We start from the raw sequence: 12,884 nt of genomic DNA, 5'->3' as shown, positions 1-12,884 counted from the left end.
ATTCCTTAAAAAAGTTCTTTTCTCTAAATTTATCATGCTAGCTTTAGGCATTATGAAGAAAAAACTGGCCATTTTAAATTTAGTATCGGTACTATTGGTCATTGGGGTCAATTACATTTCCCAGTCCATGTCGTTCAATAATACCACGATCGGGGAAATAAGTGCACGTTATGAAAATCTGTTTACGCCGGCAGGCTATGCCTTTGCCATATGGGGCATTATTTTCTTGGCACTGTTTGCATACGGTATTTTTCAAGTTAAGCGTGCGTTTTTCAGTAATAAGGAAAGTATGTTTATTGAGCAAACCGGGTATTGGTTTGTAATAGCCAATATTTTAAATTGCTGTTGGGTGTTTGCCTTTGTTTATGATTATACAGGCTTGTCTGTCTTGATTATGCTAGGTATTTTACTTTCTCTCATAAAAATTATTTTAAACACCAATATGGAACGTTGGGATGCGCCCATAACGACCATTGCCTTTATCTGGTGGCCTATTTGCATATACAGTGGCTGGATATCCGTAGCTACAATTGCAAATATCTCGGTATATCTAAGTAAGCTTGATTGGAACGGCGGTATACTTTCAGAACAGGCATGGACCATCAATATGATTATTGTAGCCATAGCCCTTAACTTGATAATGGTCTGGAAAAGAAATATGAGAGAATTTGCCGCAGTAGGAATCTGGGCATTATTTGCCATTTATATTAGGCACCAAGACACGTATTCCACGATAGCAAATACCGCTTTGGTGGGCAGTATCCTATTATTGATTGCCATCATGATCCATGGGTATAAAAACCGAAAAACAAATCCGTTTAAAAAACTTCAGGAACGGTTAGGTCAAAGACCTTAAACCATACTTTTTAAATCATTGGTCCAACTAGGATAGGTAAAAAGTGTAGATTTTATATCCTTATCCGTCATTCCTTTATTAATGGCCAATGCAAATATATTTATAGTCTCCCCGGCATTGGGACCTAGAATATGTGCCCCAACAATTTCACCTGTACGATCGTTCATGATCACCTTATAGGCATACAATGGCGCATTGATCCGTTTTGCATTGAACCAACCGGGTACAACATCATAATTTACCCTTATCTTTTTATACCTACCACGGGCCTCTTTTTCCGAATATCCAACAGTGGCCAAATGGGGTAAAGTAAATACCACTGAAGGAATTACAGGAACGCTTAGTTCCTTGGAGTTACCTTTTAAAATATTTTCGGAAACCACATAGCCTTGCCTACCGGATAATGGGGTCAAAGGCAAATTTTTATCGGATACGTCACCACAGGCATATACATTGGCATTGCTGGTGCTTTGCAGATAGGCATTGGTAACCACACCCGCATCATTAAAAGCAACATTACCTTTCTCCAAATCCAGTTCCTTTATTGCAGGTACCCTGCCCGCAGTATTGAAAACCGCATAGGATTTTATGGACTTGGCACCTCCTTTTGTTTCATAGGTAAGCTTATATCGCTTACGCTTCTTTTTCAATGCAATGGGTTTGGCCCCAAACACAAACTTAATTCCCAGCGATTCGGAATATTTGGTCAGTTCCTTGACCAAGTCCGGATCAAAAGCTTTCAAAGCTCTCTTTCCTGTATCCAAGACTGTAACCGCAGCCCCGGCCCTTGCCGCAATATGTGCAAATTCCATGGCTATATATCCTGCTCCAATAAAGACAATATGTTTGGGCAGTTTTGTTAAATCTAAAAAATCGTCGCTGACCATAAGGTGTTTGGCTCCAATAATGGAAAGGGGTCTAGGCACCAAACCTGTTGCTATGATAATTTTTTCCGCGGAAACCGTTTTACCCTCTATGGATAAGGTGTGTTCATCCAAGAATTTTGGAGATTGATGATATAATTTAATTCCAAGATCCTTTAATTCCTTTTCTGTGCCAGCAGGTATTTTATCGGTAAAACTTTTTTTAAACTTTTGTAATTGCTTCCAATCGATCTGGTTCTTTGTTCGCAGTCCTTTTCCTTTTAAATTTTCTGCCTGTTCCAATGCCTCCGTGGCACCGATCAATACCTTTTTGGGATCACACCCTCTATTGGCACAAGTACCCCCAAATTCACGAATATCTGCAATGGCCACTTTCTTTCCTGCTTCTACACATGCTTTGGCCACCGTTTGTCCGGCAATACCGCTACCTATTACAAAAATATCAAATTTCTTTTTCTCCATGAGTACTTAGTTATGTTTAGGTCACGGTATTTTAGTTCAGAACCAAATTGTAAAACAACATTTTCATCTAAGGAAAGACCTACTTCTTTTATCATTTTCGAAGTTCTGACAATTATGGGTTAAAATGTAACCCATATTCGATTAAAATGAGTGGTATCCGTTGCTTGGGTATCCTTATAAGGGTAACATTTTCAATATTGATACTTATTACCGTAGCCTTAAAAACTATCGACTACTACCTCATATGGCAAAACTTCACTCTTTTTCCATTCACTATCAGTTGCTTCAATAATAATATATTTATCCTTAGGGTTTAAGGATTTGAGAAAACAATAAAACTCCCAATGAATCTGTACTTATTTTATTTATTTTTTCAAATTCTTTCATTGAGATTAAGCCTTGTATCGTCTTTAAACCCAAACTATCACGATTCTCAAAAGCAATTCCATAGTCTTTTCCATATTTAAATAGTTTAAAGGATGACGTCTTTCTGCCTTTGGCCGGAGATTGATAAACTATATAAAAGGTATTATTGGTATTTTGTCTATTTTTAAGAGAGATAAAAAGGAAAATACAGATTGAAATACTTAGAAAAAGTATTGCCCCTTTAACGATGAACTTTTTCATATTAATTACAATTTGAATTTTCTCTATTTCTTAATTTTTGTTTTGCCGTTGCTATCTTTGAATCCGTAACTCCTCTTTCCCTATATACTTCTGGAATGCCTGTATTGGCTATCAAGGTATAAATTTCCATATGCTCTCTATTATGATCAATTGAGCTAAAGCGTTCGCTATAGGTTGAATATAATTTTCGGCCATTATTCCATGATGGAGTTCTGAACCATATTCCTCTCTGGTGAAATCTTTATAAATATCTATGAAGGAAGTAAAACCTTCGTGACCTTGATGAACTTTCAGGGTAGCATGCACCATTTCATGAAGCATTACCAGGGCTATTTCAACGTCCAAAGCCTCATCAACAAATAACTGTAAGATGTCTATATTAAAAGAATTGGAACCAGATGGATAGGTTATTCCCTTCACACTTGAACTCATATTATATTATATCCATTAATTGGATTTTTCAAAGATGACTTTTGATTAATTGACACAAATTTTTCATTGAACATATCGGAAGAAAATGATGTTAAAAATTATGAGTTATGCTCTGTTCGTTCGGAGTTGCGGTTGATGAAATCAGATTTGTGAAAATACATTTTGCCTTGCCTATTAATTGACTGATTATTTTATCATCAACATCCACACTTCCCCCATCCATCCAAGCCTCCGTCATCATACTCTTACAAACTTCCATTGGACCAAATGGTAAGGCCTATAATTTCATTTCAATATCTAACTGTCCTTCAGTTGCTTTATATGGCAGAAATATACATTCAATTGGCCCCTCGCCATAATAATCACTATTCCATAGAGTATCTATCTTACCATGTAGCTTGAACTCCAAGTTATAGACCCCTTCAGTTCTCAAATAAATTGTATCATTTACATATCCCTTTATCCTTAAATTAAACATGGAATAGGGCATGAAACCATAAGGTTCAACTAAAAGTCTTTCTTCTTGTTTGAAGCTTAAAATTCTGATTCTCTTGTGATCCTTTTTGCAAGAAAAAAAAGAAATAATCAAAACTAAAAGCATAATTTTCTTAAACATTTTATTTTTAATTTATTGATTAGTTGGAATCAGAATTGAACTATTGGTCGCATTATAAAAACCATTTTTTAAAGTAAGATTACTTAAATACCTAAGATCCCCAGCATTTTTTGCGGCTTCTATCAATATAAAAATTCCTGTTGGTTGATTCCTTCCTATTTTTCTTCCGACATTATTGTTGAAATAATCCATTCCTGTTTCTTTGTAGTGGTTCGAATAATTCTCATAATATTCGATATCTTAATGAGCATCTGTCAATTTTTTGGTAAGCTCCTCACCAATTCTAGAGGTGCTCAAGGCATTCCACATTGAGTGCTTTACAACATCGCCAATTCTATTCCGAACTGGTCTATCATAAAAAGTTTCAGCATAAATATATGCTTGTACCGCGCTAGTTAGATAAAGCGTTTTTTGAGTATTATTCAATTCATTATCGTAAATCTGTCTTTCTTTTGGCGACATCGCCGCTAACAACCTTTCATAAATTTCATTTTCAAAAAAGAGTCTTTGAGACAAATCCACAGTACCTTCATTCATCCAAGCCTGCAAAGCTTTAAGCCCAAATTCCTTCGCCAACGGATCAAGTACCCCATTAACCGTATTGGCCAGTATAAAATTATTAAGCGCTCATACTTCTTCCATGTTCTCACTGTCCGAAATTCAATAAAACTCATTAATAAAATAGCTTAGACCCAGGTCATTTTTTATGCTGTTTATCACACTTCTTGGCAGAACTACTACCGTACCCTCTCCGGTAACGTCGGGGCAATCCCCTCTATGTAAAGTTTGCAACTTCGCACTTCACTATTTCATAATCCACTTTAAAACTTGGCTCTTCGAAGTCGCTAATTTCGAAGAGCGGATGGTGGTTGCCGTATTGTTCATAGTTTAAAAGAACCTAAAGGTTTCCACCAAATACCATCTGTTTTCTTAAAAATATAATAGTTATTGATGGACTCCCTTGAATTGTTATAAATAGAATATGCTATAATTGCAACTGACCTATCCTCGTTGTAATATAGATTTTCAATTCTAACACTTGGATATTCCAAAGTTTCGGCTCTACCAAAACCATTCTTATAATCAATATCTTGATAATAATTTTCAGAATGTTTTTGTAATGGCTTTTTGAATAGTATTGAATCAATTTCCATGGTCTGTACTTCGCCGCTATTATCGTAGTTATTAAGTAAATATTTCAAATTACCTTCATCTATTAATCCATCGAAATAAGCAAAATTATTCGATAAAGGACAGTAAAATTTTCTTTTATCCATATCCTTGGAAAAATTACATATACTATCTGCATTTCGTTGAAATTTCACATGATATTTAAACCTGCCAATAAAATCAACAATCCTATTTTTATTGAAGAAATGCTTATCCACGTATGTGTAAGCTTCAACTTGTTCTAAAAAGGCACGAAGAATATCATAATCTACCGTATCCAATTTAAAATCATTAACATTTTGTGCCTTACAGGAGCAATGCATTAAGCATATTGTAAAAAGTAATACTATTCGTTTCAAAGCCTTAACATTTTGTACCCTTTGGGGAAGTTCCGTTTGAAATATTATTGTTGTCTTCAGCTGCATTTATATTCATTATTCTTAATCGGCTTACGGAGCCTATAGGATGAAAGTATTTAAAAGTATCGGTATCAAATAAAGCTCCCCATGCTAAATCTTCATAATATTGATTTGATTGGCTTGCGCCATCCCATTCCTTCAGGGCTTCTCGTAAAGGAGGAATAAAACGTTGTGCCATGTATTCATGCTGTGCCGCTTCAGAACTCCCACCTGGTGAGGTAGTGTTTCTAATATTTTGCCATAATTGAATGAATTTTCTAATATCCACAATATTACCGCTATTAACATCATCAATATGAGAAATCATATATGCATGAAGCATTTCGTGTAGGATGGTCCGAGCGATGGAAATTTTAGTTGCTTGATTTTTGTAAGTTGGGTCTATTTTTGTAACATAATCGAACGGAGTACTTCCATTCCTTCTATTAGTATCGGCCTTATTACCTATAACAGATGGGACACTAGTTATCAATTCCCAATCATAAACTGTATTTGGAGTTCCGAACCTAGAAATAATCATGGCCATATCATTTTGTTGCAGATTTTTTAACTCAGACAAAATTTGACTAGAGCAAGGGTCAAGTTGTGTTGATATAATACTGTTTTCTATTAGAAAGGCTTTTTTAGTCACCGATATTACAGCCACGTCGCCATCGTCTCCGTTTGGGCAATCACTAAAAGCCGCGGTTAGGGACCGGGCGGTGTACGAGCAAGATACTTGCGCCAGCGGGAAGGCAGAACACTTCGCAGTAAAATGGGCTATAACTTAAAAGAGCCTAAGGGTTTCCACCAGATATTTTTCATTTTTTTCAGTATATAAAAGTTACTTTCAGATTCATTTTTGTTGTAGTTTTTTCTATAAGCAATAATACCTAAATCTCCTTTTCTATTATAATATATGTTTAATATTTCCAAACTTGGATAATTCCCTTCGACTACTAACATAGAACTCTTATTAAGAATTCTATTAATATTTAATTTTTCAAATTCCTCATCATGAGAATATGTACCATGAAAATACGAAATGTCCTCATCAGATAGTAAATTTTCATACATCTGAAATGAATCCGCAATAGGACAAGATATTTTTAATTTCTCTATGTCTTTACTATTTCTACATATACTATCGGAATTTTTGTAAACTTTAAGGTGATCCTGATATTTACCAATAAACCTTTTAATGACATTGTCACCTGACACTTCTGATAATAGATTAAAATTTTCTGGAAACATTTGGTTTATAAAGATTGTTATGATTTCATAATCAGTCTTGTTTAATCTAATTTCTTGTGAGCTTTGAGCTGCACAGGAACTGATGGTCAAGTAAAATATAGAAATGACTAAATATTTCATAATAATAGTATTTAATTACATGAATTCGATTTTGGCGTCACACCTCCTTGCATACTATTTGTGTCTTCAGCCCTATTGGTATTTAGAATTCGATTTCGGCTAGTTGAACTGTTAGGATATAATAAATTAAATGTAGAAGTACATTCAAGAGCACCCCATGCTAAATCTTCATAATATCGGTTGAATTCTTTGGCTCCATCCCATTCCTTTAAAGCATCTTGCAATAGCGTGATGAACTTTCTTGAAATTTCTTCATGATGAAGTCTATTGGGATTGTTATTATATGTTTTATTAACAAGGGCATTCCAAAGAATTGGAAAATTGGTGACTTCTGAGCAACCAGTAATTAGAGCATCGTCTACAAGACTAATTAGATAGACATGTAACATTTCAAGAAGTATTGTTCTAGCTATTGCAATTTGTGTGGCCTGATTAATGTAGTTTGGTTTAATATGGGTCAAATAATTGTAATCTAAAGCGTTGTCATTTGAATCCCTTTTCCAATCTGTTCCAGCATCGTTATTGGAATTAATCAAAGGATTTGCTGTTTTTATCTCCCAATCATAAACTGTATTTGGAGTTCCGAACCTAGAAATAATCATGGCCATATCATTTTGTTGCAGATTTTTTAACTCAGACAAAATTTGACTAGAGCAAGGGTCAAGTTGTGTTGATATAATACTGTTTTCTATTAGAAAGGCTTTTTTAGTCACCGATATTACAGCCACTTCGCCATCGTCTCCGTCTGGGCAATCACTAGAAGCCGCGGTTAGGGAACGTGCCTTTTTTTGCATTGGGCTATCATCACATCCAGAATATTCGGTTACTAAAACGGAATTCCCATCTATATACACGATTTTGGTAGTAATCTTAATACTACACTGTTGCCCGCCGGCGTATTTAGTTTCCATTCAATTTAAAAAAAAACTTGACCTTAAATGCACCTAAAAAACCCTTATCAAAATAGAGGATTTTATGTTTTTACGATGAAATGTTTGATTTTATCGACGAACTACCTGTGTTTGGATTAGATGGAATATAGTTTTGAAAATAAAAAATATTCCATAAACCTTTTACATCCTGAAATTACGTCATTCAACCACATTTCTTTAATGACCGTATCCTTATATTTGCAAAAATCTTTTTCTGTTGAGTCATTCTTCAATCCTACAACGGTATGAACAGTCTCCCCAAACCGGGAAATTGCTGAATACTATTGCCCAATCTCAAAATTCGGTAACTGAAACAATACAATTAAAAGGACTAACCGGATCTTCATTATCATTTGTATTGGCCAACGTCTTTAAAAACGCTGACCGCCCATTTTTGGCTATTTTCAATGATAAGGAAGAGGCCGCCTATTATTTGAACGACCTGGAACGTTTAGTAGGTGAGAACGATGTATTGTTCTATCCCGGCAGTTATAGAAGACCATACCAAATTGAGGAAACGGATAACGCTAATGTTCTTTTACGAGCAGAGGTTTTAAACAGGATTAATTCCAGAAAAAAACCGGCGGTTATTGTCACGTATCCAGACGCTCTTTTTGAAAAAGTAGTGACCCGTAAGGAATTGGACAAAAACACCCTAAAAATGAAATTGGGAGATACCCTTTCTCTTGATTTTTTAAACGAAGTGCTTTTTGAATACAAATTTAAACGGGTGGATTTTGTTACCGAGCCCGGTGAATTTTCTGTTAGGGGCGGCATTGTGGATGTATATTCGTTCTCACATGACGAACCCTATAGGATAGAGTTTTTTGGCGATGAGATCGACAGCATTAGAACATTTGACGTAGAAACACAGCTATCCAAGGAAAAGGTAAAATCAATTACCGTGGTTCCAAATATGGCCAATAAGTTTTTGACCGAGAAAAGGCAAAGCTTTTTATCCTATGTGGCTTCCAAAACATTGGTATTTTCCAAAAACACCGATTTTTTATACGGTCGTTTAGATGATTTTTTTGAAAAAGCAAAAGAGGCATTTACCAAACTATCCACAGACATAAAACATGCCCAACCAGAAGAATTGTTTATGGGCGGTGCTGAGTTTAAAAAGCATCTAGCAGAGTTTACCTGTATAACCATGGATGCCAAAAAAGATGATGCCGGTATCATAGCCTACCACACAAAACCCCAACCCTCGTTCAACAAAAAGTTTGATCTGCTTATTGAAAACCTGAACAATTATCGTGAACAGGGGTATACCAATTACATCTTCTGTGCAAGCGAACAACAGGCAAAACGCTTTCATGATATTTTTGAGGAAGTCAATGAGCAAGTTCACTATCAAATCATAGTATTTCCCTTATTTCAGGGCTTTGTAGACGATGACCAGAAACTGGTCTGTTATACGGATCATCAAATATTTGAGCGCTACCATAAATTCCATGTAAAAAATGGGTACGCCAAGAAACAGGCCATTACCCTAAAGGAACTTAACAAACTTGAAATTGGGGATTATGTTACCCATATTGATCATGGTATCGGTAAATTTGGCGGACTTCAAAAAATAGATGTAGAAGGCAAAAAGCAAGAGGCCATCAAACTTATGTACGGGGAAAGAGACATTCTGTACGTTAGTATACATTCATTACATAAAATTTCAAAATTCAACGGTAAAGATGGTGCTCCGCCAAAAATATACAAATTAGGCTCCGGCGCTTGGAAAAAGATAAAGGACAAGACCAAGACCCGGGTTAAAAAGATTGCCTTTGACCTTATTAAAGTCTATGCAAAACGTAGGTTAGAAAAAGGGTTCCAGTACAATCCGGACAGCTATTTACAAAATGAACTGGAAGCCTCTTTTATTTATGAGGATACCCCAGACCAAAGTACCGCCACGGAGGATGTAAAAAGGGATATGGAAAGTGAACGGCCTATGGACCGTTTAATATGTGGGGATGTAGGCTTTGGAAAAACGGAAGTTGCCATAAGGGCCGCTTTTAAAGCTGTGGATAACGGCAAACAAGTAGCTGTTTTGGTACCGACCACTATATTGGCATTTCAACACCATAGGACATTTTCAGAACGGTTGAAGGATATGCCCGTTACGGTAGATTATTTAAACCGGTTTAGAACGGCCAAAGAGAAAAAAGAAACGTTACAAAAATTATCAGAAGGTAAAGTGGATATTATCATAGGCACCCACCAACTGGTAAATAAAAACGTAAAATTTAAAGATCTAGGTCTATTAATTGTTGATGAGGAACAAAAATTTGGTGTAGCTGTCAAGGACAAATTAAAATCGATAAAAGAAAATGTTGATGTTTTGACATTGACCGCAACTCCCATTCCCCGTACGCTACAATTCAGTCTTATGGCGGCCCGTGACCTTTCCACGATAACTACGGCACCACCAAATAGATATCCAATAGAAAGTCAGGTCATTCGTTTTAATGAGGAAATTATACGCGATGCCGTGAGTTATGAGATAGAACGTGGCGGCCAGGTTTTCTTTATACATAACAGAATTGAAAATATTAAGGAAGTTGCGGGAATGATCCAGCGTTTGGTGCCCGATGCAAAGGTGGGCATAGGCCACGGTCAAATGGACGGTAAAAAACTAGAGGCATTAATGCTGGGCTTTATGAACAGTGAATTTGACGTTCTTGTATCCACCACTATTGTTGAAAGTGGCTTGGACGTTACCAATGCCAATACCATTTTCATCAACAACGCCAATAATTTTGGCCTAAGTGACCTCCACCAGATGCGCGGTCGTGTAGGGCGTGGCAATAAGAAGGCATTCTGCTATTTTATTACCCCTCCATATGAGGTCATGACTACCGATGCCAGAAAACGAATAGAGGCTTTGGAGCAATTTACGGAATTGGGCAGCGGTTTTAATATAGCCATGAAAGATTTGGAAATAAGGGGTGCAGGAGACCTTTTGGGCGGCGAACAAAGCGGTTTTATAAATGAGATCGGCTTTGAGACCTATCAAAAAATATTGGCGGAAGCTATAGATGAACTTAAGGAAAACGAGTTTAAAGACCTATATGATGAAGTTGAGGGCCCCCATGAAAAGGTATTTGTAAAGGAAACTCAGTTAGATACTGATTTTGAACTGCTTTTCCCTGATGATTACATCAATAATATTACAGAAAGGCTTACCTTATACACAGACTTAAACCAAGTAAAGGACGAAGGGGCGCTTCAAAAATTTGAATCGCAATTGGTTGACCGCTTTGGCGAATTACCGGACGAAGCGGCAGATCTATTAAATTCCGTACGTATAAAATGGATTGCCAATAGTATTGGTTTGGAAAAAATTGTAATGAAGAAAGGTAAAATGATCGGGTATTTTATAAGCGACCAGCAATCAGCATTCTACCAGACAAGCACATTTACAAAAGTATTGCAATACGTACAATCTCACGCACAGCAATGTAAGATCAAGGAAAAACAGACCCGTAATGGCTTACGCTTATTATTGGTATTTGAAAACATAAGGTCCGTAGACCGTGCCTATTTGGCATTAAAGCCTTTTGAAATAAAAGAAAAACAACTAGTTTAATGAATTTTGATTTATCTGAAAAGTTGGCCATGGTCAACGTAATTGATGCCGTAATAGTTGCAGATGGTGAAATACATCAAGGTGAGATCACTGCATTGAGCAATTTAATGTCCATTATAGATTTTGACAGTAATTTTCTAATGCAGGCCCGTACCATAGATACAGCCCAGAGTATACATATCTTAAAAGAAATGACCCAGGACAAAAAAGATAGCCTTGCACAAATTCTAGAGGAGGTAGCCCTGGCCGATGGCTATATCCATGAAAAGGAAAATGACGTAATCAACCATGTATTTAATGCCATAGGAATGATTAAGGCAAAAAAAGGCTAACATTGGGCAATAGCGTATAGACTACTGACTAAATGTTAACCATACGGTTAAGCCAAATATATATACTACAAGGTTTTATCGTCCATTGTTTTAAAAGACCTTTCAACTTACGTATCTTGTTGTTGTAACCAAGATAAAATTTACTGGCTTGAACGAGGTCTTAATTTCCAAGGAAGAAATGCAAACGATGTTAAAATCAGTATTTCTTAAATATTCATTTACGGAACAGCAAGCAGATACATTATCCAGTATACATACGGAAAGCACGTTAGACGGCATATCATCTCACGGTATCAATAGAATACCCGTTTTTATTGATTATGTGCGCAGGGGATTAATAAATATTGAAGCGATTCCAGAAAAAATTGCAGAGATGGGCAGTATGGAGCGTTGGGACGGTAATTTGGGGTCTGGTGTCCTAAATGCCATTACTGCCACGGAACGTGCAATTTCGCTGGCCAAAAACCACGGCATGGGATTGGTAGCCTTAAGAAATACCAATCATTGGATGCGTGGTGGCACCTACGGTTGGCAAGCGGCAAACCAGGACTGTATAGCCATAATGTTCACCAATACCACCCCAAACATGCCTGCTTGGGGCGGTAAGCATAATCGCATAGGCAATAATCCATTGGTAATTGCCATACCTAGAAAAGAAGGCCATATTGTTTTGGATATGGCTATGTCCCAATTTTCATTTGGCAAAATGGAAAGTTTACATTTAAAAAATGAAACCTTACCTTTTAATGGAGGATGGGATTCCCATGATCAATTAAGCAAAAACCCAAAGGATATTATTGACTCTGGCCGAGCAATTCCCGTAGGATATTGGAAAGGTTCTGCCCTATCCATGATTTTAGATATGTTGGCTACGCTTTTGTCCGCAGGAAATTCCACTTTTAAAATTGGCCAAAAAGGAAGCGAGACAGCAATTTCACAAGTATTTTTATGTATTGACCCCAGTGTATTCTCAGATAAGGAGCTTCAGGAAGAACTTATTAATGAGATCATAGCCTACACTAAAGATGTGGACCCCATGAAAAAAGGGGGCGCAACATTTTATCCCGGTGAACGTACCCTGGCTGTAAGAGCAAAGAACAGGAAAGAGGGCATAAAGGTAAGCAGTAAAATATGGAATGAGATTTTAGCATTGGCGCGTTAGATAATCGACTGGATTATATTTAGTACATTTAAAAGACATCATTTCCACATATT

General features: G+C 36.5%; 14 protein-coding genes. 4 read left to right on the top strand and 10 right to left on the bottom strand.

From position 1 onward, the window contains the following. Window positions 1–52 precede the first annotated feature (52 nt). A complete protein-coding gene (locus CHB68_RS01580; protein ID WP_089258897.1) occupies window positions 53–856 on the top strand; it encodes a hypothetical protein in 804 nt (267 codons plus the stop codon). Here CHB68_RS01580 and CHB68_RS01575 read toward each other — a convergent pair. The 10 genes from CHB68_RS01575 to CHB68_RS01530 all read right to left on the bottom strand — a co-directional run bounded on the left by CHB68_RS01575 (window position 853) and on the right by CHB68_RS01530 (window position 7,730). After that, window positions 853–2,202: a dihydrolipoyl dehydrogenase family protein gene (locus CHB68_RS01575; RefSeq protein WP_089258895.1), complete on the bottom strand. Its 1,350-nt coding sequence runs from the start codon at window positions 2,200–2,202 to the stop codon at window positions 853–855. The two genes, CHB68_RS01580 and CHB68_RS01575, sit on opposite strands and share 4 nt — an antisense overlap. Before the next feature lie 306 nt (window positions 2,203–2,508). Further along, entirely contained in the window at window positions 2,509–2,829 is a 321-nt protein-coding gene (locus tag CHB68_RS01570; protein ID WP_089258893.1) for a hypothetical protein, read from the bottom strand. Between the two features lies 1 nt (window position 2,830). Beyond that, entirely contained in the window at window positions 2,831–2,959 is a 129-nt protein-coding gene (locus CHB68_RS18755) for a hypothetical protein (RefSeq protein ID WP_262494218.1), read from the bottom strand. Then, on the bottom strand, window positions 2,941–3,261 hold the full coding sequence (locus CHB68_RS01565; protein ID WP_089258891.1) for a hypothetical protein: 321 nt from the start codon (window positions 3,259–3,261) through the stop codon (window positions 2,941–2,943). Before CHB68_RS01565 ends, CHB68_RS18755 begins: the two co-directional genes overlap by 19 nt. A gap of 277 nt (window positions 3,262–3,538) precedes the next feature. Next, the gene (locus CHB68_RS01560) at window positions 3,539–3,877 is read right to left on the bottom strand and encodes a hypothetical protein (RefSeq protein ID WP_143815158.1); all 339 of its coding nucleotides are present in this window, start codon (window positions 3,875–3,877) and stop codon (window positions 3,539–3,541) included. 240 nt (window positions 3,878–4,117) lie between these two features. After that, entirely contained in the window at window positions 4,118–4,453 is a 336-nt protein-coding gene (locus CHB68_RS01550) for a hypothetical protein (RefSeq protein ID WP_089258885.1), read from the bottom strand. A gap of 305 nt (window positions 4,454–4,758) precedes the next feature. After that, window positions 4,759–5,406 (bottom strand): hypothetical protein, encoded by a 648-nt coding sequence (locus CHB68_RS01545; protein WP_143815157.1) that lies wholly within the window; start codon window positions 5,404–5,406, stop codon window positions 4,759–4,761. Window positions 5,407–5,410: 4 nt separating this feature from the next. Further along, entirely contained in the window at window positions 5,411–6,112 is a 702-nt protein-coding gene (locus CHB68_RS01540; RefSeq protein ID WP_143815156.1) for a hypothetical protein, read from the bottom strand. Window positions 6,113–6,225: 113 nt separating this feature from the next. Further along, complete coding sequence (locus CHB68_RS01535) at window positions 6,226–6,819, bottom strand: hypothetical protein (RefSeq protein ID WP_089258879.1); 594 nt, start codon at window positions 6,817–6,819, stop codon at window positions 6,226–6,228. Between the two features lie 11 nt (window positions 6,820–6,830). Then, window positions 6,831–7,730, bottom strand: coding sequence for a hypothetical protein (locus CHB68_RS01530; RefSeq protein ID WP_089258877.1), 900 nt, complete (start codon window positions 7,728–7,730; stop codon window positions 6,831–6,833). A 238-nt stretch (window positions 7,731–7,968) separates the two neighbouring features. Here CHB68_RS01530 and mfd point away from each other — a divergent pair, with 238 nt between their 5' ends. From mfd to yiaK, 3 genes are all read left to right on the top strand, one after another. Further along, the gene (gene mfd / locus CHB68_RS01525) at window positions 7,969–11,337 is read left to right on the top strand and encodes a transcription-repair coupling factor (protein ID WP_089258875.1); all 3,369 of its coding nucleotides are present in this window, start codon (window positions 7,969–7,971) and stop codon (window positions 11,335–11,337) included. Then, a complete protein-coding gene (locus CHB68_RS01520) occupies window positions 11,337–11,669 on the top strand; it encodes a TerB family tellurite resistance protein (RefSeq protein WP_089258873.1) in 333 nt (110 codons plus the stop codon). The genes mfd and CHB68_RS01520 overlap by 1 nt, the downstream gene beginning before the upstream one ends. A gap of 148 nt (window positions 11,670–11,817) precedes the next feature. Beyond that, entirely contained in the window at window positions 11,818–12,831 is a 1,014-nt protein-coding gene (gene yiaK / locus CHB68_RS01515; protein ID WP_218822472.1) for a 3-dehydro-L-gulonate 2-dehydrogenase, read from the top strand. Window positions 12,832–12,884: the final 53 nt, after the last annotated feature.

It is taken from the genome of Maribacter sedimenticola (assembly GCF_900188415.1).
Lineage (GTDB): Bacteria > Bacteroidota > Bacteroidia > Flavobacteriales > Flavobacteriaceae > Maribacter > Maribacter sedimenticola.
The sequence above is the reverse complement of the archived record's forward strand: the minus strand, read 5'-3'. Positions and strand labels throughout refer to the sequence as shown.

What these genes read in the sequence shown, in the direction of transcription:
- CHB68_RS01530 (WP_089258877.1), bottom strand. Translation starts at nt 7,730, where the DNA reads ATGGAAACTAAATACGCCGGCGGGCAACAGTGTAGTATTAAGATTACT.
- CHB68_RS01535 (WP_089258879.1), bottom strand. Translation starts at nt 6,819, where the DNA reads ATGAAATATTTAGTCATTTCTATATTTTACTTGACCATCAGTTCCTGT.
- CHB68_RS01575 (WP_089258895.1), bottom strand. Translation starts at nt 2,202, where the DNA reads ATGGAGAAAAAGAAATTTGATATTTTTGTAATAGGTAGCGGTATTGCC.
- CHB68_RS01580 (WP_089258897.1), top strand. Translation starts at nt 53, where the DNA reads ATGAAGAAAAAACTGGCCATTTTAAATTTAGTATCGGTACTATTGGTC.
- CHB68_RS01520 (WP_089258873.1), top strand. Translation starts at nt 11,337, where the DNA reads ATGAATTTTGATTTATCTGAAAAGTTGGCCATGGTCAACGTAATTGAT.
- CHB68_RS01565 (WP_089258891.1), bottom strand. Translation starts at nt 3,261, where the DNA reads ATGAGTTCAAGTGTGAAGGGAATAACCTATCCATCTGGTTCCAATTCT.
- CHB68_RS18755 (WP_262494218.1), bottom strand. Translation starts at nt 2,959, where the DNA reads ATGGAAATTTATACCTTGATAGCCAATACAGGCATTCCAGAAGTATAT.
- CHB68_RS01560 (WP_143815158.1), bottom strand. Translation starts at nt 3,877, where the DNA reads ATGTTTAAGAAAATTATGCTTTTAGTTTTGATTATTTCTTTTTTTTCT.
- CHB68_RS01570 (WP_089258893.1), bottom strand. Translation starts at nt 2,829, where the DNA reads ATGAAAAAGTTCATCGTTAAAGGGGCAATACTTTTTCTAAGTATTTCA.